19 protein-coding genes are annotated in these 20,247 nt (G+C 63.3%); 11 read left to right on the top strand and 8 right to left on the bottom strand.

Annotated features, from left to right (window positions below):
* Positions 1–39 precede the first annotated feature (39 nt).
* Positions 40–504, top strand: coding sequence for a PTS IIA-like nitrogen regulatory protein PtsN (gene ptsN / locus MUU55_RS13555; RefSeq protein WP_244761270.1), 465 nt, complete (start codon positions 40–42; stop codon positions 502–504).
* A gap of 73 nt (positions 505–577) precedes the next feature.
* Here the strand turns inward: ptsN and grpE are convergent, their stop codons facing one another.
* Together grpE and hrcA are read right to left on the bottom strand one after the other, a co-directional pair.
* A complete protein-coding gene (gene grpE, locus MUU55_RS13560) occupies positions 578–1,192 on the bottom strand; it encodes a nucleotide exchange factor GrpE (protein WP_244761271.1) in 615 nt (204 codons plus the stop codon).
* A gap of 82 nt (positions 1,193–1,274) precedes the next feature.
* On the bottom strand, positions 1,275–2,354 hold the full coding sequence (gene hrcA, locus MUU55_RS13565; protein ID WP_244761272.1) for a heat-inducible transcriptional repressor HrcA: 1,080 nt from the start codon (positions 2,352–2,354) through the stop codon (positions 1,275–1,277).
* Between the two features lie 175 nt (positions 2,355–2,529).
* On the opposite strand from hrcA, the gene rph reads away from it, so the two are divergent.
* From rph to hemW, 4 genes are read left to right on the top strand one after another with little or no spacing between them, the layout of a single operon-like run.
* Positions 2,530–3,249, top strand: coding sequence for a ribonuclease PH (gene rph / locus MUU55_RS13570; RefSeq protein WP_117368410.1), 720 nt, complete (start codon positions 2,530–2,532; stop codon positions 3,247–3,249).
* Between the two features lie 9 nt (positions 3,250–3,258).
* Entirely contained in the window at positions 3,259–3,675 is a 417-nt protein-coding gene (locus MUU55_RS13575; protein WP_244761273.1) for a VOC family protein, read from the top strand.
* A gap of 8 nt (positions 3,676–3,683) precedes the next feature.
* Positions 3,684–4,328: an RdgB/HAM1 family non-canonical purine NTP pyrophosphatase gene (gene rdgB, locus MUU55_RS13580; protein ID WP_244761274.1), complete on the top strand. Its 645-nt coding sequence runs from the start codon at positions 3,684–3,686 to the stop codon at positions 4,326–4,328.
* A 7-nt stretch (positions 4,329–4,335) separates the two neighbouring features.
* Positions 4,336–5,529 carry a radical SAM family heme chaperone HemW gene (gene hemW, locus MUU55_RS13585; RefSeq protein WP_244761275.1) on the top strand — a complete coding sequence of 398 codons (1,194 nt, stop codon included), beginning with the start codon at positions 4,336–4,338 and terminating at the stop codon, positions 5,527–5,529.
* Between the two features lie 53 nt (positions 5,530–5,582).
* Here hemW and MUU55_RS13590 read toward each other — a convergent pair whose 3' ends face one another.
* Complete coding sequence (locus MUU55_RS13590) at positions 5,583–6,512, bottom strand: DMT family transporter (protein ID WP_244761276.1); 930 nt, start codon at positions 6,510–6,512, stop codon at positions 5,583–5,585.
* Positions 6,513–6,649: 137 nt separating this feature from the next.
* Between MUU55_RS13590 and gcvA the strand changes: the two genes are divergently transcribed.
* Positions 6,650–7,546, top strand: coding sequence for a transcriptional regulator GcvA (gene gcvA, locus MUU55_RS13595; protein WP_244761277.1), 897 nt, complete (start codon positions 6,650–6,652; stop codon positions 7,544–7,546).
* Here gcvA and MUU55_RS13600 read toward each other — a convergent pair.
* The 5 genes from MUU55_RS13600 to mutM form a co-directional block, all read right to left on the bottom strand.
* Complete coding sequence (locus MUU55_RS13600) at positions 7,543–8,043, bottom strand: GNAT family N-acetyltransferase (protein ID WP_244761278.1); 501 nt, start codon at positions 8,041–8,043, stop codon at positions 7,543–7,545. The genes gcvA and MUU55_RS13600 overlap by 4 nt on opposite strands.
* Positions 8,044–8,113: 70 nt before the next feature.
* Positions 8,114–9,670 (bottom strand): chromosomal replication initiator protein DnaA, encoded by a 1,557-nt coding sequence (gene dnaA / locus MUU55_RS13605; protein ID WP_244761279.1) that lies wholly within the window; start codon positions 9,668–9,670, stop codon positions 8,114–8,116.
* An 877-nt stretch (positions 9,671–10,547) separates the two neighbouring features.
* Positions 10,548–10,814 (bottom strand): 30S ribosomal protein S20, encoded by a 267-nt coding sequence (gene rpsT, locus MUU55_RS13610; RefSeq protein WP_244761280.1) that lies wholly within the window; start codon positions 10,812–10,814, stop codon positions 10,548–10,550.
* A gap of 191 nt (positions 10,815–11,005) precedes the next feature.
* On the bottom strand, positions 11,006–11,779 hold the full coding sequence (locus MUU55_RS13615; protein ID WP_244761281.1) for an enoyl-CoA hydratase: 774 nt from the start codon (positions 11,777–11,779) through the stop codon (positions 11,006–11,008).
* Positions 11,780–11,799: 20 nt separating this feature from the next.
* On the bottom strand, positions 11,800–12,690 hold the full coding sequence (mutM, locus tag MUU55_RS13620) for a bifunctional DNA-formamidopyrimidine glycosylase/DNA-(apurinic or apyrimidinic site) lyase (RefSeq protein WP_244761282.1): 891 nt from the start codon (positions 12,688–12,690) through the stop codon (positions 11,800–11,802).
* Positions 12,691–12,865: 175 nt separating this feature from the next.
* On the opposite strand from mutM, the gene ubiE reads away from it, so the two are divergent.
* The 5 genes from ubiE (at position 12,866) to MUU55_RS13645 (ending at position 20,155) form a co-directional block, all read left to right on the top strand.
* The gene (ubiE, locus tag MUU55_RS13625; protein WP_244761283.1) at positions 12,866–13,642 is read left to right on the top strand and encodes a bifunctional demethylmenaquinone methyltransferase/2-methoxy-6-polyprenyl-1,4-benzoquinol methylase UbiE; all 777 of its coding nucleotides are present in this window, start codon (positions 12,866–12,868) and stop codon (positions 13,640–13,642) included.
* Between the two features lie 37 nt (positions 13,643–13,679).
* Positions 13,680–15,254: a 2-polyprenylphenol 6-hydroxylase gene (gene ubiB / locus MUU55_RS13630; RefSeq protein WP_244761284.1), complete on the top strand. Its 1,575-nt coding sequence runs from the start codon at positions 13,680–13,682 to the stop codon at positions 15,252–15,254.
* An 80-nt stretch (positions 15,255–15,334) separates the two neighbouring features.
* Positions 15,335–18,946, top strand: a complete 3,612-nt coding sequence (locus MUU55_RS13635) for a tetratricopeptide repeat protein (protein ID WP_244761285.1) — start codon at positions 15,335–15,337, stop codon at positions 18,944–18,946.
* A gap of 41 nt (positions 18,947–18,987) precedes the next feature.
* Entirely contained in the window at positions 18,988–19,791 is an 804-nt protein-coding gene (locus MUU55_RS13640) for an ion channel (protein ID WP_244761286.1), read from the top strand.
* Between the two features lie 136 nt (positions 19,792–19,927).
* On the top strand, positions 19,928–20,155 hold the full coding sequence (locus MUU55_RS13645; protein ID WP_244761287.1) for a hypothetical protein: 228 nt from the start codon (positions 19,928–19,930) through the stop codon (positions 20,153–20,155).
* Positions 20,156–20,247: the final 92 nt, after the last annotated feature.

Below are 20,247 nucleotides of genomic sequence, written 5' to 3' on the forward strand. Positions count from 1 at the left end.
GCTTCTTCAAACCTTCACCCAGCGCACGAGGACAAAAGCATGGCATTGGCAGGTCTACTGCAGCAGAGTGCGATTATTCCGGCGATGAAAGCCAACTCCAAGAAGCAGCTGCTTCAGGAGCTGGCGGTTAAAGCGGCAAAGATCACCGGGCTTCCGGAACGTGAGATCTTCGACGTCATCCTTCAGCGCGAGCGACTCGGTTCGACCGGCGTGGGCAATGGCATCGCCATCCCGCACGGCAAGCTGAAGGAACTTTCACAGATCACGGGCCTCTTCGCGAGGCTCGAGACCCCCGTGGATTTCGAAGCGTTGGACGACCAGCCGGTCGACCTCGTCTTCCTGCTGCTCGCGCCGGAAGGTGCGGGTGCGGACCACCTGAAGGCCCTGTCCCGCATCGCCCGCGTGCTGCGCGACCCCACCATGGTCGCAAAGCTGCGCGCTTCCGACAGCGAAAGCGCGATCTATGCCTGCCTCAGCGAAGAACACGCATCGAACGCGGCCTGAGGCTTTCGAATTCGCATGAAAAAACCGGCGGTTTTGCGACCGCCGGTTTTTCTTTGTCCGTAAAAGCCTTCGATCAGGCCTGCGTGGCACCCGCGTCGCCTGCCGGCGCCTTCGGGCCGCCCTTGGCGACACCGACCATGGCCGGGCGCAGCACACGTTCGCCGATGACGTAACCTTCCTGCACGACCTGGACGACCGTGTTGTTGGGAACCTCGGGGTTCGGCACTTCGAACATCGCCTGATGGAAGTTCGGATCGAACTTCTCGCCGACCGGCTCGAGCTTGCGCACGCCGTGACGCTCGAGGGCAGCGAGCATCGAGCGCTCGGTCATCTCCACGCCTTCGGCCAGCGTCTTGACGCTGTCGTCGGTCGCCAGCGCGTCCGCCGGGATCGCGTCGAGCGCGCGGCGCAGATTGTCGGAGACGGCCAGCATGTCACGGGCGAAGCCGGCAACCGAATAGGACTTGGCGTCCTTCACGTCGCGTTCGGTACGGCGGCGCAGATTGTCCATTTCCGCGGCAAGGCGCAGGTATTTGTCGCGCAGGTCCGAATTCTCCGTGCGCAGCACGTCGAGCGGATCCGGCTCGTACGGGGTGTCGGCCTCGACGGCGGCGTCTGCCGCTGCATCCGCAGCCAGGCTGATATCCACCACGTCGTCAGGTCCGTGTTTCTTGCTCTCGTCGGTCATGACGGTCTCCGAATTGCATGTATCCTGGGTTTGGGCCCGATATCGAGCTTTGAGCCCGAAAAATCAAGGGTTGATGGCCACTTCAGCGTGAAAGCCGCGACATCAGCTGCGCGGTATAGTCCACCATCGGCACGATCCGCGAATAATTGAGCCGTGTGGGACCGATGACGCCGACGGCGCCGACGATCTTCTCGTCGCTGTCGCGGTAGGGCGCGACGATGAGCGAGGAGCCGGACAGCGAAAACAGCTTGTTCTCCGACCCGATGAAGATGCGCACGCCCGGCCCGGTTTCCGCGAGGTTCAAGAGCTCGATCAGGCCGTCCTTGCGTTCGAGATCGTCGAACAGCATGCGCAGACGGTCGATATCGTCGGCACCGGCAAGACCTTCGAGCAGGTTCGCCCGGCCGCGCACGATGAGCCGCGTCGGCTTGCCCGCCTCGAAACCGCCGGACCAGACGGCAAGGCCGCGCTCGACGAGATCCTGCGACAGCTTGTCCAGCTCGCCGCTGATTTCGCCGCGCAGCCGCTCCAGCTGCGAGCGCGCCTCGACCAGCGTGTTGCCGGCGAGATGCGCGTTGAGGAAATTGGCAGCCTCGGTGAGCTGCGAGCCTGTGATGCCGGCCGGCAGCTCGATGATACGGTTTTCCACCTGGTCGTGATCGCCGACCAGCACGACAAGCGCCTTGGTCGGCTCCAGCCGGATGAACTCGACATGCTTGAGCACGGCGTCGTTCTTGGTGGTGATGACCAGCCCGGCGCCACGCGACATGCCCGACAGCGCCTGGCTCGCCTCGTTCATCATGGTTTCGACGGCCGTGTGCTTCTGGCCGTGCGGGCGCACATGCCGCTCGATCGAGGCGCGATCCTCCGGCGAGATATTGCCGACCTGCATGAAGGCATCGACGAAGAAGCGCAGGCCGAGCTGCGTCGGCAGGCGGCCGGCGCTGATATGCGGGGAATAGATGAGGCCCAGTTCCTCCAGATCGCTCATCACATTGCGCACGGAGGCGGGCGACAGCGACATGGGCAGAATGCGCGACAGGTTGCGCGAGCCGAGTGGTTCGCCGCTTTCCAGATAGCTCTCCACGATGCGGCGGAAGATCTCGCCCGACCGCTCATCGAGCGACGAATGAATATCAGGACCCGGAGACCTCAAAACCATCTTTCATCAGCAACCTTGTTATTCCCTGAGAATATAGTGATTTCGGCTGCCAGCGCAAAACGGATTTTCGCGGCACACCATGCCGAGAAATCAGCGCTAGCGCGGCCGCGCCATTCCCTCCTCCGGCGAACTGGTCTAAAGCACCTTCCCAGATATCATGAGACAGGAGTTCGTCATGCGGCCGTCCGGCAGAAAAACCGATCAGATGCGCAAGGTTTCTTTCGAGCGCAACGTATCCAAACATGCCGAGGGATCCTGTCTCGTCAAGTTCGGCGACACGCATGTGCTGGTAACGGCAAGCCTTGAAGACAAGACGCCGCCGTGGCTGCGCAACAGCGGCAAGGGCTGGGTGACGGCCGAATACGGCATGCTGCCGCGCGCCACCGGCGACCGCATGAAGCGCGAGGCCGCCAGCGGCAAGCAGGGCGGCCGCACGCAGGAAATCCAGCGTCTGATCGGACGCTCGCTGCGCGCGATCGTCGATCTCGAAGCACTCGGCGAACGCCAGATCACCATCGACTGCGACGTCATCCAGGCCGATGGCGGCACGCGCACGGCCTCGATCACCGGTGCCTTCATCGCCCTGCACGACTGCCTGAAATGGATGGAAGCGCGCAACATGATCAAGACGGAGAAGGTCCTGAAGGATCATATCGCCGCGATCTCCTGCGGCATCTTCGCCAACCAGTCGGTGATCGATCTCGATTATCTCGAGGATTCCGCCGCCGAGACCGACGCCAATTTCGTCATGACCGGCTCGGGCGGCATCGTCGAGATCCAGGGTACTGCCGAAGGCAAGCCGTTCACGGAAGAGGAATTCTCCAGCCTGATGACGCTTGCCCGCAACGGCATTGCCGAACTCGTCGCCCTGCAGAAGCAGGCGATCGCCGGATAAGGCACGACCATGACCGCCGCGATCGAAGGCATTCTCGAAACAGCGCTCTATGCTGACGACCTCGACGCGGCGGAAGCTTTCTATGGCGGCATCCTGGGGCTGGAAAAGATCACCCGGCAAGCTGACCGTCACGTCTTCTTCCGTTGCGGCCCTGGCGTTCTCCTGATCTTCAACCCGCAGGAGACAATCCACCCGCCGCCGCCCCACGCCTTCCCCGTGCCAGTGCACGGGGCGACGGGTGCGGGACACGCCTGCTTCCGCGTTCCGGGGCCAGAGCTTGATTTCTGGGTGAAAAAGCTCATAGAAGCCGGCATCACCATCGAAGCGGACTTTCGCTGGCCGAACGGCGCCCGCTCGATCTATTTTCGCGACCCCGCCGGCAACAGCCTCGAATGTGCCGAGCCGGGTCTGTGGACCATCGCTTAGGAAGCCTTATGCGCAAGCTTGATACCAAGACGATCGTCGTCGCCAGCCACAATTCCGGAAAAATCCGCGAGATCGAGGACCTGATCGGCCCCTTCGGCTTTTCCGCCAAGTCCGCCGCCGAACTGAAATTCGACGAGCCGGATGAAACCGGCACGACCTTCGAGGAAAACGCCGCGATCAAGGCGCTCGCCTCCGCCAGGGCCTCGGGCCTGCCGGCCCTTTCGGACGATTCTGGCCTCGTGATCGATGCGCTCGACGGCGCGCCGGGCGTCTACACCGCCAACTGGGCGGAAAAGGCAGACGGCACGCGCGATTTCGCGATGGCCATGGAAAAGGTCGAAAAGGCGCTGGCCGAGAAGGGGGCGAGCGAGGCCAAGGACCGTACCGCACGCTTCGTCTCCGTGCTCTGCCTTGCCTGGCCGGATGGCCACACCGAACTCTTCCGCGGCGAAGTCGAAGGCACCGTCGTCTGGCCGCCGCGCGGCGAAAAGGGCTTTGGTTACGATCCGGTATTCCAGCCCGAAGGTTACGCGACGACCTTCGGCGAGATGAGCGCCGAGGAAAAACACGGCTGGAAGCCCGGTGATGCCACGGCGCTGTCGCACCGGGCGCGTGCCTTCAAGATTTTCGTCGAAACCTGCCTGAAAGCGTAAAAGACACATGACGGCAGTGCCTTTCGACATGCGGCCGAGCTTTACGCCGGATCTCTCCGATCCCGGCTTCGGCATCTATGTGCACTGGCCGTTCTGTGCCGCCAAATGCCCCTATTGTGACTTCAACAGCCATGTGCGCCACCAGCCGGTCGACCAGCCGCGCTTCGTGCAGGCCTTTTTGAAGGAAATGGCGACGATGCGCCGGATGACCGGCTCGCGCACCGTCACCAGCATCTTCATGGGCGGCGGCACGCCCTCGCTGATGGCGCCGGAGACGGTGGATGCCATCCTCAACGGCATCGCCCGCCACTGGCATGTGCCCGATGGTATCGAGATCACCATGGAGGCCAATCCCTCCAGCGTCGAGGCCGAGCGTTTTCGCGGCTATCGCGCCGCCGGCGTCAATCGAGTCTCGCTCGGCGTTCAGGCGCTGAACGACCGCGACCTGAAATTCCTGGGACGCCTGCATGACGTCGCCGATGCCTTGAAGGCCATCCGGCTAGCGCGCGACATTTTTCCGCGCATGTCCTTCGACCTGATCTATGCCCGTCCGAACCAGACCGTCGAGGACTGGGACCGCGAGTTGAAGGAGGCCGTCTCCTACGCCGTCGATCACCTCTCGCTCTACCAGCTCACCATCGAGGAGGGCACGCCCTTCTACGGCCTGCACAAGGCCGGCAAGCTGATCGTGCCGGATGGCGAACAATCCGCCGTACTCTACGAGGCGACGCAGGAGATCACCGAGCGCGAGGGCATGCCGGCCTACGAGGTCTCCAACCATGCCCGCCCCGGCTCCGAGAGCCGCCATAACCTGACCTACTGGCGCTATGGCGACTATGTCGGCATCGGCCCCGGCGCCCATGGGCGGCTGACGACCGGCGGCGCGAAGATCGCCACCGCCACGGAACGCAAGCCGGAGGGCTGGCTGAGCCTCGTCGAGGCCGAAGGCCATGGCATGGTGGACCAGGAGCTGCTGGAGCGCGAGGCGCAGGCCGACGAACTGCTGCTGATGGGGCTGCGCCTTAAGGAAGGCATCGATCTCGTGCGCTGGCAGGCCTTGTCCGGCCGCGAGCCGGATCCGGATCGCGAACAGTTCCTCATCGAGCACGGCTTCATCGAGCGCCTCGGCAATTCCCGCCTGCGCTGCACGCCGGCGGGAATGCTGATCCTCGATGCTGTCGTCGCCGATCTCGCCTGCTAGCATTTCACGCAATTCCGGACGCAAAACCGCTTCGCACTTTTGCTGGAATTGCTTCAGGCATCTGCCGACCGGCGTTTACCCGCAAACATCCTCGAGACCCGCCCGTCGATAGCTGCAAGGCCGATGGCGATCAGTGCCATGCCGGCAAAATGCTTCGGCGCCAGCACCTCGCCCAGAACGAGCGCGCCGAGCAGGATGGCGCTGACGGGGATAAGGAAGGTCACTAGCATCAGGTTCGTCGCCCCCGCCGTCGCAAGGATGCGGAAGAAGATGACGTAGGCGAGTGCTGTGGCGAGCACGGCAAGCCCGAACAGGGCGAGCCAGGCCTCCTGCGAGGGCATGGCCAGCGTCCAGGGACGATCGACGACCAGCGCCACCGGCAGCATGATGAGCGCCGAGGCCGTGACCTGTCCGGCCGCCGGCAGGAGCGGCGGCAGGCCCATGCGGCGGAAACGACGCCCCCAGATGCCGGCAAAGGCATAGGATACGGCAGCCCCGAGCACAGCGAGCTGCGCCAGCACATTCGTGCCGAGATCCGACAGGACCGAAGGGCCAATCATCAGCGCCACCCCGGCAAAACCGACGAGCACGCCGACCAGCCGACCGCCCGTCATTTTCTCGTCCTCCGTCAATACATGGGCGACGATGACCGCGAAGAGCGGCGTCGTGGCATTGAGGATCGAGGCTAGGCCGCTGGCAATATGCGTCTGGCCCCAGACAATCAGCGAGAAGGGGATGACATTGTTGAGCACGCCCATGCCGAGAAAGGCGAGCCAGACCTCGCGGCTGCGCGGCACCGAATGACCGGAAAGCCGCACGATGGTCCAGAGCGCAATCGCCGCCAGCGCCACGCGGGCGGCGACGATGGTGAGTGGCGGCAGCTCACGCACGAGAATGCCGTTGAACAGGAACGAGCCGCCCCACAGCGCCGAAAGCGCGATGAGCAGACCCCATTCGATCGTCGTCATGGGACGGTTTGCCATGATAGGTTCCTCAGAGATTTTTTCTAAACCGGATGAAAGGGCTCGATGTGAAACACCGGAATTTGCGCTATCATTCCGGGAATTTCCGCCTGAGACAAACGATCATATTTCCCGATATCAGCGAGAAAAACTAAACCATGAACGGCCGTCTCCCCTCCCTGTCCGGCCTGCGCGCCTTCGAGGCGACGGCACGGCATCTCTCCGTCACGCTTGCCGCCGACGAGCTCTCGGTCACGCCTGGCGCCGTCAGCCTGCAGATCCGCGATCTCGAGGAGGCGCTCGGTGTGCGGCTCTTCGAGCGCAAGCCGCGCCGGCTGATCCTGACGGACGATGGCGAAGGCTACTTCAAGGCCATGCGCTCGGCCTTCCGGCTGATGCGCGAGGCGACGGAAGAATTGCTGATCCGGGCACGCTCACCGGCGACCTTGCTGATCAGCTGCACGCCGACCTTCGCGGCGCAATGGCTGGTGCCGCGCCTGCCGAAATTCGAAGAGCGTCTGCCCGGCGCCGATATCCGCATCAGCGCCTCCAACCGCCTCGTCGACTTCGCGCGCGACGGTGTCGATATCGCGATCCGCCACGGCTTTGGCCGTTATGAAGGACTGGTGAGCGAACGGCTGCTGGATGACGATCTCGTGCCCGTCATCGCCCCTTCCCTGCGCGAGCGGATACCGCTCGATGAGCCTGGTGACCTCAGAAAACATGTGCTGATTCACGACGTGCACCGGCAGGACTGGCGGCTCTGGCTGGAATCCAACGGCATCACCGAGATCGACGCCCAGCGCGGCCCCGTCTTTACCGACAGCAATGGCGCGATCGAAGCGGCGAAGGCGGGCGATGGCGTGGTGCTGGTGCGGCTGTCACTGGTGGCCCGGGAAATCCAGGAACGCCGGCTGATCGCGCCCTTTTCAAAGGGTGTTGCAACAGGGCTTGCTTATTACATCGTCTATCCGCCCGGCGCGCTGGACCGCCCGGCCGTCGCGACCCTGCGGCAATGGCTGACGGAAGAGGCCCGCGCCGTGCGTGGAAGCTAGTCCGGAAAATCTTCCATCTGCTCTTTGTAGATTTCGAACCCTGCCCGCCTGTAGGTTGCCTGCGCCTTCGGATGGTCGTTGGTATCCGTATGCAGCCAGATCCGCCGCATCGTCTCGCGCCAGACGGTCCGCAGCGCCGTATCGAGCAGCCAGGGGCCGATGCGCCGGCCATAGGCAGCAGGCACGAGGCCGAAATGCGTGAGCTCGATCTCATCGGCATCGGCGGCATCGAATTCACAGAGACCGATCGCCCGCCCCGCTTCGCGCAGGACCAAGGTCACCGTCGAGGGCGCCGACAGAAAAGCCGCCAGCGCCGCCTGTGACATGTGCAGGCGGGAATCCCAGGTGAGCGGCGTGCCGATCTCCCGGTAGAGAAGCAGATAGTCTTCGACGGAGAGACGTTCCGGCTGGACTGACAGATGGGCAGCCGGCACCGGCAGCGCCGGACGGCTCGCCAGCGGCTCCCGCAGTTCCATGTAGGTGACGAGCAGGCGCATGCCGATGTCCGGAATACGAACGCCGCGCACATCCAGAGGATGGCACGGCGTCACGCTAGAGGGATAGGGTCTATTCGTTGATCAGGCGCTTCAGAAGCTCGATCTCGTGGCTGAGCTTGGTATCGCCCGAGATCAGTTCCTCGATCTTGCGCACGGCATGCAGAACCGTGGTGTGATCGCGTCCGCCGAAACGGCGACCGATTTCCGGGAAGGAACGCGGCGTCAGCGTCTTCGACAGATACATGGCGATCTGGCGCGGCTTGACGATGACGCGGGTGCGGCGGTTCGAGACCAGTTCCTGGCGCGAGACGTTGTAGTGCTTGGCAACGACGCGCTGGATGTCTTCGATGCGTACGCGGCGCGGCTCGCCGGCAGCGACGAGATGGCCGAGCAGTTCGTCGACGCGCTCGATCGTCAGGTTCGGCTCGAAAGAGCGACGGAACAGCAGCTGGTTGAAGGCGCCTTCCAGTTCGCGGCCGCTGGCCGTGATATTGCGGGCGACATGGCTCAGAATTTCCGGCGAGATGTCGAGCGAACCATCTTCCTGCTGGGCAGCCGCAAGGCGGCGCTTGAGGATTTCGAGGCGCATCTCGTAGTCGGGCGCTTCCATCTCGATGGCAACGCCACCCTGGAGACGCGAGCGAACGCGCGGGTCAAGCGATTCCAGTTCCCACGGCGCACGGTCGGCGGCGACGACGACCTGCTTGGCGGAATCGAGCAGCATGTTGAGCAGATGGCAGAATTCGTTCTGGATCGAATTGCCCTGCAGGAACTGCATGTCGTCAATGATCAGGAGATCGATGTTGCGCAGCGTCTCCTTGAGGGAGAGCGCGTCATTGTCGCGGATCGCGGTCGCGAAGCGCCACATGAAATATTCGGCGGTCAGATAGACGACGCGCGGATTTCGGGCGCTGGAGAGTGCACCAAGCGCGATGGCCTGCAGAAGATGCGTCTTGCCGAGGCCGACGCTGGAATGGACGAAGAGCGGGTTGAAGCGCACGGCACCGGCGCCGGCTTCCGCAATGGTGCGGGCGGCGGCAAGGGCAACGCGGTTCGAGGTGCCCTCGACGAAGGCATCGAACGTATAACGCTGGTCGAGCGGCGAACCGAAGAGCGGGCCGGTATGCTGGGCGCGCGGCTGGGCGGCAGGCGCAATGGACGCAATGGCGTTGGCGACGGGCTGCGGACCGGAGGCGGCGCGGCGCGGCTGGGCCTGCGGTGCGGGTTCGGCAACAGCGACGGCCTCGTCGAGGCTGCCGGGACGCACGCCGCGGGTCGCGGTGCGCACCAGGATTTCCACCTTGAGGATTTCGGCATCCTCCTGCTGGAACAGGCTGGTGATGAGATCGAGATAACGGTTGTTGATCCACGACTTCAGGAAGGTCGTGGGCACCGACAGGCGCACGACGCTCTTGGAGACGGAATGAATCTTCAGTCGACCGAACCAGCTTGCGAAGACGTCCGGACCGACCTGCGCCTTCAGGCGCGCGCTGACCCGTTCGAAAATCGCGTCCTGCTTCATATCGGATGAGACCCCCGCCACGGTCGCTTCTTCTGTCGGAAGCGCCTTGAGTGCATTTTCCCCGTTCGCGAATGCACCAGTCGTCCTGGCCGTATTCATCTGCATCTTGCCGCCTTCTTTCATGCTTCTTCGCCACGCCGGCAGTCCTGCCGACGCCTTCCATGTTTGCCATCCCCCGTCCGTATCGAGCCAATCGCCCGAACGGGTTCTGGTGTCCCTGACAGTGCCGACCCCCTACCTTCAGCACCATCCTGTTTGTCAAACACAAGTCGGGCCTCGAAAGATCCGGCGTCATGCCCGATCCGCTTGGTCCGTTTGTGAGCCATGCCATCCGCTCCCTCGTTGAGCGTCCGGCAGGCATGCCCGCGTTCATCCGACCGTCCTCAACGGCTTTCATCCGGCGCAACCAAGGTCACAAAAAGCCCTGCCAGAGTGCCAGGGGCATCTGGGGCAAGCTTTGCCGGTTGGATGATTTTACGAAGCGTGGGCGGCTCCGTTACAGGGAACAAACAACCACCGCTGCCTTGTGAGACAGTCTTGCCGGCGATCATTTTCGGGATATGTCCGCGCCCCCTGTGGAAAGCATTTAGGCAGGATCATGCCCCAAGATCAATCACGAATTTTACGCAAAATTAAGGGCCGGGCGTTGACTCGGAAGGGCGTTTTTGACTCGGAAAGCCCCCCTCGCAACAGAATCCGTTAGGAATCAATGGCTTTGTTTTCGGGTGGGTTTCGCGACGTTCGAAAAACGAAAAAAATAAAAATTCGCTTGACTCAAATTGCTGTCAAACTCCCGCTACGAAAGGGGCACCAAGGCGGGATAACCTCCAGCAAGTAACTGAATTTAAAGAGTTTTCTTCGTCACTCTTTTGACACGATCGAGCCTTGCACGTTAACCATAGCGGGGCCGAAAAACAAAACAAAAAGCCCGGCGCAGGCGCCGGGCTTTTGCTAATATTGCATAGCTCTGGTTGTGAGCTGATCAGGCCATCATCGTCTTGACGCGGTTCGCGAGGCGCGAAACCTTGCGGGAAGCCGTATTGGAATGAAGCACGCCCTTGGTGGCAGCGCGCATCAGTTCCGGCTGGGCAGCCTTGAGGGCGGCAGCAGCGGAAGCCTGGTCGCCGGAAGCGATGGCTTCTTCGACCTTGCGGATGAAGTTGCGGACGCGCGAACGGCGCGACTTGTTGACTGCGGTGCGCGCGGCGATCTTGCGGGTCGCCTTCTTTGCCGAGCTGGTATTGGCCATGTATGCCTCTCTTCAGAAATCTGACACGAACTCCACCTTCGCCGTGCCGGGTCACTGCGACCTGTCATCCAAGCAATTCGGGAGCAATATCGGAAAACCTCAGAATTCGGCTTTCCAAACTGTGGGCGGCGTATAGCTGGAAACCGCGGGGTCGTCAACGCGGATTCTGCAAGAAACGCCGCCCGGATGAATCACCGGTTGCCGAAAGTCGGCTTGCGCTTCTCGATGAAGGCCGTCATGCCCTCCTTCTGATCTTCCGTGGCAAAGAGCGCATGGAACAGCCGGCGCTCGGCACGCATGCCTTCCGACAATACCGTTTCATAGGCGCGGCTCACCGCCTCCTTGGCCATCATGGTCGAAGGCAGCGAGAAGCCCGCGATCTTCTCCGCCGCGGCCATCGCCTCGTCGAGAAGCTTTTCCGGCGCGACAACGCGGGCGACAAGCCCGCAGCGCTCGGCCTCCGCCGCATCCATCATTCGCCCCGTCAGGATCAGGTCCATCGCCTTGGACTTGCCGAGCGCGCGCGTCAGGCGCTGCGTGCCGCCCATGCCGGGGATGATGCCGAGCGTGATTTCCGGCTGGCCGAACTTCGCCGTCTCCGAGGCGATGATGAAATCGCACATCATGGCGACCTCGCAGCCGCCGCCCAGCGCAAAGCCGCTGACGGCGGCGATCATCGGCTTACGGAAGGCCGCGACCTCGTCCCAGCCCGCGGCAAGGTCTTCCACGACCGCCTCGGCAAAACCGTAGGGCTGCATTTCCTTGATATCGGCGCCGGCGGCAAAGGCCTTTTCCGAGCCGGTGAGCACGATGGCGCCGATCCCGGCATCCGCCTCGAAGCCGGCGAGAACGCTCTTCAGCTCCTCCAGCAGCTTGCGGTTCAGCGCGTTCAGCGCCTGCGGCCGGTTGAGCGTGATGAGGCCGACGCGTCCGCGCGTCTCCACCAGCAGGGTTTCATAGGCCATCGTCTCTCTCCTCTTTTCTGTTATTTCTGGCAGTCGGCACAATAAAACGTCGATCGCCCGCTCTGCACGATTCGGCCGATCGTGCCGCCGCAGCCGGGTGTCCGGCAAGGCTCTCCCGCACGGTCGTAGGCGGAAAAGGAATGCTGGAAGTAGCCGAGCGAGCCATCGGCGCGAATATGGTCGCGCAGCGTCGAGCCGCCGGCCTCGATGGCATCGGCGATGACCTGCCGGATCGCCTCGGTCAGCGCGAGAAGTTCCGTCTTGGGCTTGCCCGCCGCCGTCACAAGCGTACCGGCATGACGCTCCGGCGACAGATGCGACCGCCACAACGCCTCGCAGACATAGATGTTGCCGAGGCCGGCAATATTCTTCTGATCGAGCAGGGCCGCCTTCAGCGGCGTCTGCCGGCCGCGAAACTTCGCGGCAATGTAATCCGCATCGAGCGTGTTGCCCGTCGGCTCGGCGCCGAGATCGCGGAAGAAGGCGTGAGCGGCAATGTCCTCGCGCTTGGCGAGATCCATGAAGCCGAAGCGGCGCGGGTCGTTATAGACGACGCGGCGCTCGCCCTCCGGTGTCTCCAGATGGAAGACGACGTGGTCGTGGCGCGTGTCCTTGCTGCGCGGCATATGGAAGTCGCCGGGCGCCTCGACGGCGTCTGCCCCCTCCACCCTGAAAGAGCCGGACATGCCGAGATGGGCGATGACGACATCGCCGCCCTCGAGATCGATCAGCAGATATTTGGCACGCCGGCCAAGCGATGTGACGCGCCGTCCCTCCAGCTTTTCGGCGAAGGCGGGCGGAAAGGGAAACCGCAAATCCGGACGCCGCAGCTCTGCCCGGCGAATCCTCGACCCTTCCATGACGGGGGCGAGGCCGCGCTTGACCGTTTCCACTTCCGGCAGTTCCGGCATGTTCGTCTCCTTGAACGGGATTTAACCTTGGGCGCATTTGCCGCGCTCCGGCATTTCCCTCTCGGCAATCTATGTCCTATATACCCGGCGAAGCGTTCAGATAGCGCGGCCAAAGCCAAATCGCTATGGTCTAAGTGGCGATAGAGCTGCGACAGACCGGCCCATGGAGACGACGATGACGGAACAGCGCACATCCGCAGACGGCGGCATGGCAACCTCCTACGGCTTTCGCGAGGTTCGCGAGGGTGAGAAGCAGGCGCTGGTCAACGACGTCTTCCACAAGGTTGCCAAGCGCTACGACATCATGAACGACGTCATGTCCGCCGGCCTGCACCGGGCCTGGAAGGACGCGATGATCGCGAGCCTCAACCCGCGCAAGGATGCCGCCTACAGGACGCTCGACGTTGCCGGCGGCACCGGCGATATCGCCTTCCGCATCATCGAGGCCTCCGATCGCCTGGCCCACTCCACGGTGCTCGACATCAACGGCTCGATGCTGGGTGTCGGCGCCGACCGGGCGGCGAAGAAGGGCCTGTCCGCCAATCTCGATTTCGTCGAGGCCAATGCAGAAGATCTGCCCTTCGAGGCCAACAGCTTCGACGCCTATACGATCGCCTTCGGCATCCGTAACGTGCCGCGCATCGATGTCGCCCTGTCGGAGGCCTATCGCGTGCTGAAGCGCGGCGGGCGCCTTCTGGTGCTGGAATTCTCCGAGGTGGAGATGCCGCTGCTCGACAAGGTCTATGACGCCTGGTCGTTCAACGCGATCCCGCAGTTCGGCAAGATGATCACCGGCGATGCCGAGCCCTACCAGTATCTCGTGGAATCGATCCGCAAGTTCCCCAACCAGGAGGATTTCGCCGCGATGATCCGCACCGCCGGTTTTTTGCGCGTGAGCTACACCAATTACACAGGCGGCATCGCCGCGCTGCATTCGGGCTGGAAGCTCTGAGCATGGCCCGCCTCTCCTCCAGACAGCATCGTTCCGCATGAGTATGATCGGCGCCTATCTTCGCCTTGCCCGCGTGGGCTGGGTCCTCGTGCGCGAGGGCGTCGTCTCGGCGCTGCCCACCGAGGGCATGCCGCCGCTTGCCCGCACCGCACACGCCTTTGCCGGCCTGCTGGAGCGCCGCAAGGCCTCGCGCGAAGACCGCGGCGACCGGCTTGCCCGCGCCATCGAGCGCCTCGGCCCCTCCTATGTGAAGATGGGCCAGTTCCTGGCGACACGCCCGGACGTGGTGGGTGCGGAGATCGCGGTGGAGCTTTCCGCCTTGCAGGACCGCATGGCCACCTTCCCGCGGGACGCGGCCGTCGCCACGGTCGAGGGCTCGCTCGGCCGCACGCTCGACGATCTCTATGTGGAGTTCGGCGATCCCGTTGCCGCTGCGTCCATCGCCCAGGTCCATCCCGCGACGGTGCGCGATGCCAATGGCGAGCGCAAGGTCGCGGTGAAGGTTATCCGCCCCGGTGTGCGCCAGCGTTTCGCGCATGATCTCGAAGCGATGTATGCGGCAGCGCATCTCCAGGAAACCATCCTGCCCAACACGCGCCGCCTCAAGCCCGTCGAAGTGACGCGCACACTGGAGCAGACGACGAAGGTCGAGATGGATTTGCGCCTGGAGGCGGCAGCCCTTTCGGAACTCGGCGAAAACACCGATGACGATCCCGGCTTCCGGGTGCCCAAGGTCGACTGGGAGCGCACCGGACGCGACGTCGTCACCATGGAATGGATCGACGGCATCAAGATGTCGGATGTCGAGGGCCTGCGCGCCGCCGGCCTCGACCTCGACAAGCTCGCCGACACGCTGATCCAGTCGTTCCTGCGCCACACGCTGCGCGACGGCTTCTTCCATGCCGACATGCATCAGGGCAATCTCTTCGTCGATCCGCAAGGCGTCATCGTCGCGGTCGACATGGGCATTGTCGGGCGGCTCGGCAAGAAGGAGCGCCGCTTCCTCGCCGAAATCCTCTACGGCTTCATCACGCGTGACTACCAGCGCGTCGCCGATGTGCATTTCGAGGCCGGCTACGTGCCCTCGCACCACGATACGGCCAGCTTCGCCCAGGCGATCCGCGCCATCGGCGAGCCGATCCACGGCCAGCCGGCCGAGACGATCTCCATGGCCAAGCTCCTCACCCTGCTCTTCGAGGTGACGGAGCTCTTCGACATGGAGACCCGCACCGAACTCGTCATGCTGCAGAAGACCATGGTGGTGGTGGAAGGCGTGTCACGCACGCTGAACCCGCGCTTCAACATGTGGAAGGCCTCCGAAGGCGTCGTCGGCGACTGGATCCGGGACAATCTCGGGCCGAAGCGCCTCTTGACGGACCTGCGCGACGGGGCCCACGCTGCACTCAGGCTTGCCGAAGCCGCCCCGGAAATCGCTGCCAAAGCGGAAAAACTCTCGCAGGACCTGACCGCCATGGCCGAAAAAGGCCTGCGTTTCGATGCGGAAACCGCCGAAGCCATCGGCCGTTCGGAAGCCCGTCATGGCCGCTCTGGACGAATCGCCCTCTGGGTCATTGCTGCAACACTCGTCTACATCGCCTGGAAGGTTGGCTGATCCGGTTGTCGCCAGTCGTTGACAGCGCGGAACAATTGCATCCATATCGTCGCCTTCGAGGGTGAACGATAAAACATTCCATGCGTGTTGTGAGACTGGGCGTTGCCGCCATGGCGTTCGTTGGGGGTGTCGTGCCGGCTTTTGCCGACGTGCTTCCGCGCGCCTCCACAGCAGATGGCGCCGTCATCGAGCGCAAAAGCGGTGAAGAGGTCCAGTTCGTCGAGACCAGAGATTGGCAGGGCGTCGAGGTCAATCAGGACCTTCTGGCTGGCGACACGCTGCGCACCAATGCTTTGGGCAGCCTCGCCATCCGTTTTGCCGACAAAACGCTGGTGCGCATGGCGCGCGAGACCGTGCTGCGCGTGCGCAAGATCGACGGCACCTCCGACAGCCTGTTGAACCTCGAGGGCGGCACGATCTGGGGCCGCGCCGAACGCGGCGGCAGCGGCATCGTCATCGACACGCCGGCGGCGGCGGCAGCCATTCGCGGCACCGACTGGTCGCTCAACACCACCGGCAACCGCACGACGCTCACCGTGCTGGAAGGTACGGTCGAACTGCGCAACGCCCATGGCAGCATTGTCGTCAACCAGGGCGAAGGGGCCGTGGCGACCCTTGGCGAGGCTCCGCGCAAGTATGTGCTCGTCAATCTCGAAGAACGCGAGCAGATCCTGCTCTATGGCGAAATCCGCGACATTTTCATCACCCTGCCCGTCTCGGATGAAAGCACGGTCGATGCACGGGGCGAGCGTCGGCGGCTCCTCGAGAGGCCGGAGGCCTCGCGCAGCCGGGAAGACTGGCTGAAGCTCGCCGAACTTGCGCTGGGCGCCGATGGCCGCAGGGTGGCGCAAGACGCGCTGTCGCGTCTGCCGCGCCCCCTTCCTGGCGCACTGGAGGCCCGCGCCGTTCTGGTCGAGGCCCTGATCGCCGGCAACGCGCTGCAGTATGACGAGGCGATCCGGCTCTTCCGAGAGGCAAGGCCCAAGCTCTCCGGCGAGCGACGCGTGATGGCCGACTATGGCGAATGGATCGCCTCGTCTCTCGCGTATCCCGACAAGAAGACGGTGCCGGCCTATCTCGCCCGCACGCCCGCCACGCCCGGCGAAGCCGCCGTGCAGGCCTCGGTCGTCGCGCATCTGCGGGGACAGACCGAGGCAATCGCCCTTCTGCAGGAGGCCGAGCGACGGTTTCCGGACGATGCCGGCCTGCCGGCCATGCGCGCGAGCCTTGCCCTCCAGCTCGACCGGCGCGAGGAGGCACGCGCCGCACTGGACCGTGCCCGATCGATCGATCCCGACGACGTCGCCTATCTGACGACGAATGCCCGCTACCGCTCCGTCATGTCGAGCGACCTCGATGGAGCGCTCGCCGACCTGAAGCGTGCCGTCGAGATCGCCCCCGGCGACGACGCTGCCTGGGACGAGATCGGTCTCGTCCAGAGCGACCGCAACGCCCCGATCGAGGCCGACGCGGCCCACAGGCGAGCCGCCAGCCTCAATCCGGAAAACGTGGCCGTTCGCGCCAACTACGCACGTTTCCTGATGGACAATGACCAGATGGCCGCGGCGAAGAGGGAACTCGACGCAGCCGAAGCTCTCGATCCGACGTCCTACGCGGTGCTCGCCGCAAAGGGGCGTTATCTCCTGCGGCTCGGCAAGACGGCCGAGGGCGAGAAGGTCCTGCAGGATGCTGCGGCAGTCAACCCGACCTATGGTGATGCATTGATCGGCCTTGCCATCGCCAACTATCAGAGCGGCTCTTCCGTGGGAGCCGCCCAGGCGCTTGACAATGCCGACCGGTTTGATCGGGACAATCCGTCCATCTCCCTCATGCGGGCCGGCATAGCGATGGACGAGTACCGCGCCAACGATGCCATACAGCAGGCGCGCGAAGCGCTGCGACGCCGGCAGGCCAGGGGCGGGTACTATACCGGCTACGATGCCAATCAGCAGGTGCTGTCCTATCTCGGCCTGACGCTTGAGAATGTCGGCCTGCGCGAGTGGGGACGGTTCTATGCCGACAAGGCCTTCGACCCCTTCGTCGCGTCGAGCTACGTTGACGAGAGTTCGGAAGGGCGGATCATACCGTTTGTCGGCAGGCCGCTTTCAGCGCTCGACGGCTTTGCGCCCGGATCGAATTTCGACGCATCGCAACTGCAAGCCCGCATGCTTTCCCCGTTCTCCATCGCATCAGAGGCCGGGCGGAATGCGCTGGAGAACCGGAATTTCATAGAGACCACCATCGGCAGCTCGCTGCTCGACCAGAACGGCGAACTGGGCTGGTCGAGCGACATCAATGTCGAAGGCATGTCCTATGCGGCGGTGCCGTTCAGCTACCATATCCAGGCGGATATCTCCCGCTCGCACACGGAACGCGAGAATTCGGAGAGCAATCTCGAAGGAGGTCTGTTCGAGATCGGCCTTCGGCCAACGCTTGCCGACAATGTCTACATTTTCGGCAACACGTTCCGACAGGAGACAGGCTATCCCGGCCAGCTGTGGACGCCGGCACCGTTCACCGAAACGGAAACATATGTGCGCGAGATTGGCGGCGCATGGAGCCACATCATCTCGGACCGCAACATCGTGCAGGCCTTTGCGGTCGCCAGCGATACCGATCTGGATCAGCAATACCGCGAATTCGGTGACGAGCTCGACCCAACCGTCTACCGTTCCAACGAGGCATCCGAGCAGCGGAGCTTCGTCTACGGCCTCAGTCACCTCGTTGGCCTCGGCCCCGTGACCCTTCGCTACGGCGCGGAAGCCGCAGAAACGAGCTTCACGGTCTCGAAAACCGCCACGGATCTTTCGACCGGCGAAACCTTCTACCTGGGAAGCCTTTCCGGCGACAATTCGGCAACACGGATTTATGCCGACGGCCTTCTGGACATCTCCACCGATCTCAAGCTCCAGGCCGGCCTTTATTCCCTGCGTTTCGACGGGGAGGCGCCGGAATGGGGGCCGGTCGACACGCGCGTGGGGGTATCATGGGCTCCAGACGAGAACCACTGGCTGCGCGCCTACTACCGCCAGGACACGCAATTTCCGGGCAGTTTCACGCTATCGCCCGTATCGACGGTCGGGCTCGCCCCGATGCAGCTTCCGTCCTACGGCGGCACGCAGACCGAAACGACCGCGGTACGCTGGGATGCCGAGTGGAACGAGCGTCTTTTTACCGCCGTCGAATATCAGCATATGCGTTTCCACGGCCTCGCTCTCACGCCGGAAGATATGCTGGCAGACTTCCTGACATGGTCAGGGACCATCGATCGTCTGAATTTCAGCGTGAACTACTTGCTGGGCGACGGGCTCGGGGCTTTCGGCTCCTTTACCTGGAACGAGAGCAAGGACACGACCGACTTCTGGGACCCCTCCCTGCGCGTGCCGCTCATTCCCGACTATGTGGCCCAGTTCGGCCTGACCTATGTCCACCCGTCACGGATATCGGCGACGATCGCCCACAGCATCGTCGGCTCCCGTATCGGGGCGCAATTCTACGAAAATGGCGCACCGGTCGGGATCGAGTTGAAGCCCTACTCGACGACGGATGCCGCAATCGGCTGGAAATCGGAAAGCGGCCATCTGGAAGCCGGACTGCGCGTGCTCAACATTTTCAACAACGACATCGATATGGCCGATGGCCTGCCCGCTCCCGGACGCACCGTCCTCGCGAGTATTACCGCACGGTTCTAAGGCTGACTTGACCGCCATCGTTCGGGCGCTAGTCTTCCGGCATGACCGACAAACAGGCAAGCGTGACCGATCCGCAACCGTTTCTCGAACGAACGCGCCGGCAGTTGCGCGGGCTCTATTTCGGGCGGGACCGGGAGGCGCTGCGGTTTCAGCTGGCGATGCTGTTCATCGACGTCGCCGTGCTCGTCTTCTTCATCGCCGGACCGTATCTGCGCACCGGCCCTGCCTATGTCATCGTCGATTATGCGATTGCGGCGGTCATCGCCTTCGAGCTTGCCGCGCGGGCGCTGATTGCGCCGAACCTGCGCTACTGGGCGCTCAGGCCGATGACCTGGGTGGACATCGTCATCCTCGGTACGCTGCTCTTTCCCAATCAGCTGCACAATTTCGCCTTCCTTCGCGTCCTGCGGATCTGGGCGATCAGCCAGAGCAAGCTCGTGACCCTGACGCTGCGACGCATCGGCTATGGCTATCTGGAAGACATCATCCAGGCATGCGTGAATTTTCTGGTCTTCCTCTTCCTCGTCACCGGCTTCGTCTACAGCAACTTCTTCTATGGCGCCGAAGGTTTCGAGGGGTTCGTCGATGCGCTCTACTTCTCCGTCGCGACGGTCACGACGACGGGCTTCGGCGACATCACCCTGCCCGGCACGCTGGGAAAACTCACCTCCATCGTCACCATGATCGTTGGCATCTCGCTTTTCGTGCGTCTCGCACAGGCAATCGTGCGACCGTACAAAGTGACGTTTCCCTGCCCTGAATGCGGCCTTTCGCGGCATGACGCGGATGCCGTGCACTGCAAGGCCTGCGGCCATGTGCTGAACATTCCCGATGAAGGCGCCTGAATACAAGAATACCCTTGTCCCTGCCAGTGAGGCCCGCTTGCGGCAATGCGCGAAGATGTTACTTTAGCAAAGCCGGATCAACCGGTGCATTGCAATGCAAGACCGTATTCTCCAAGGGCCAAAGGGGAGCCGTCCCATGCGCAGGATCATGCTTGTTTCCGCCATCGCAGCCTTGTCCTTCTGTACCCTGTCCGCGTCGGCGCTTGCCGGCATGATGCCGGATGCGACCGGTATCCGCTCGCCGGGTGCCGTGGAATTCGTGACCCATTATTACGGGCACAAGCCCAAGTGCTTTTGGAAGAAGATCAAGAAATACGACTATTACGGCAACCTCGTCATCAAGAAGGTGAAGGTCTGCCACTGAGGCAACCGCACCGGCCGAGGCTTGGAAATGCCGCTGCAACGGGATAGGACGGGATGACCGTCCTATCCGGGGTCGGTCTTGCGCCTCTCGAG

Source organism: Shinella curvata, assembly GCF_022899935.1.
Classification (GTDB): Bacteria; Pseudomonadota; Alphaproteobacteria; order Rhizobiales; family Rhizobiaceae; genus Shinella; species Shinella curvata.

Excerpts from the sequence above, each read along its gene's own strand:
- ptsN (WP_244761270.1), top strand. The coding sequence starts at position 40 with ATGGCATTGGCAGGTCTACTGCAGCAGAGTGCGATTATTCCGGCGATG.
- grpE (WP_244761271.1), bottom strand. The coding sequence starts at position 1,192 with ATGACCGACGAGAGCAAGAAACACGGACCTGACGACGTGGTGGATATC.
- hrcA (WP_244761272.1), bottom strand. The coding sequence starts at position 2,354 with ATGGTTTTGAGGTCTCCGGGTCCTGATATTCATTCGTCGCTCGATGAG.
- rph (WP_117368410.1), top strand. The coding sequence starts at position 2,530 with ATGCGGCCGTCCGGCAGAAAAACCGATCAGATGCGCAAGGTTTCTTTC.
- MUU55_RS13575 (WP_244761273.1), top strand. The coding sequence starts at position 3,259 with ATGACCGCCGCGATCGAAGGCATTCTCGAAACAGCGCTCTATGCTGAC.
- rdgB (WP_244761274.1), top strand. The coding sequence starts at position 3,684 with ATGCGCAAGCTTGATACCAAGACGATCGTCGTCGCCAGCCACAATTCC.
- hemW (WP_244761275.1), top strand. The coding sequence starts at position 4,336 with ATGACGGCAGTGCCTTTCGACATGCGGCCGAGCTTTACGCCGGATCTC.
- MUU55_RS13590 (WP_244761276.1), bottom strand. The coding sequence starts at position 6,512 with ATGGCAAACCGTCCCATGACGACGATCGAATGGGGTCTGCTCATCGCG.
- gcvA (WP_244761277.1), top strand. The coding sequence starts at position 6,650 with ATGAACGGCCGTCTCCCCTCCCTGTCCGGCCTGCGCGCCTTCGAGGCG.
- MUU55_RS13600 (WP_244761278.1), bottom strand. The coding sequence starts at position 8,043 with ATGCGCCTGCTCGTCACCTACATGGAACTGCGGGAGCCGCTGGCGAGC.
- dnaA (WP_244761279.1), bottom strand. The coding sequence starts at position 9,670 with ATGCAGATGAATACGGCCAGGACGACTGGTGCATTCGCGAACGGGGAA.
- rpsT (WP_244761280.1), bottom strand. The coding sequence starts at position 10,814 with ATGGCCAATACCAGCTCGGCAAAGAAGGCGACCCGCAAGATCGCCGCG.
- MUU55_RS13615 (WP_244761281.1), bottom strand. The coding sequence starts at position 11,779 with ATGGCCTATGAAACCCTGCTGGTGGAGACGCGCGGACGCGTCGGCCTC.
- mutM (WP_244761282.1), bottom strand. The coding sequence starts at position 12,690 with ATGCCGGAACTGCCGGAAGTGGAAACGGTCAAGCGCGGCCTCGCCCCC.
- ubiE (WP_244761283.1), top strand. The coding sequence starts at position 12,866 with ATGACGGAACAGCGCACATCCGCAGACGGCGGCATGGCAACCTCCTAC.
- ubiB (WP_244761284.1), top strand. The coding sequence starts at position 13,680 with ATGAGTATGATCGGCGCCTATCTTCGCCTTGCCCGCGTGGGCTGGGTC.
- MUU55_RS13635 (WP_244761285.1), top strand. The coding sequence starts at position 15,335 with ATGCGTGTTGTGAGACTGGGCGTTGCCGCCATGGCGTTCGTTGGGGGT.
- MUU55_RS13640 (WP_244761286.1), top strand. The coding sequence starts at position 18,988 with ATGACCGACAAACAGGCAAGCGTGACCGATCCGCAACCGTTTCTCGAA.
- MUU55_RS13645 (WP_244761287.1), top strand. The coding sequence starts at position 19,928 with ATGCGCAGGATCATGCTTGTTTCCGCCATCGCAGCCTTGTCCTTCTGT.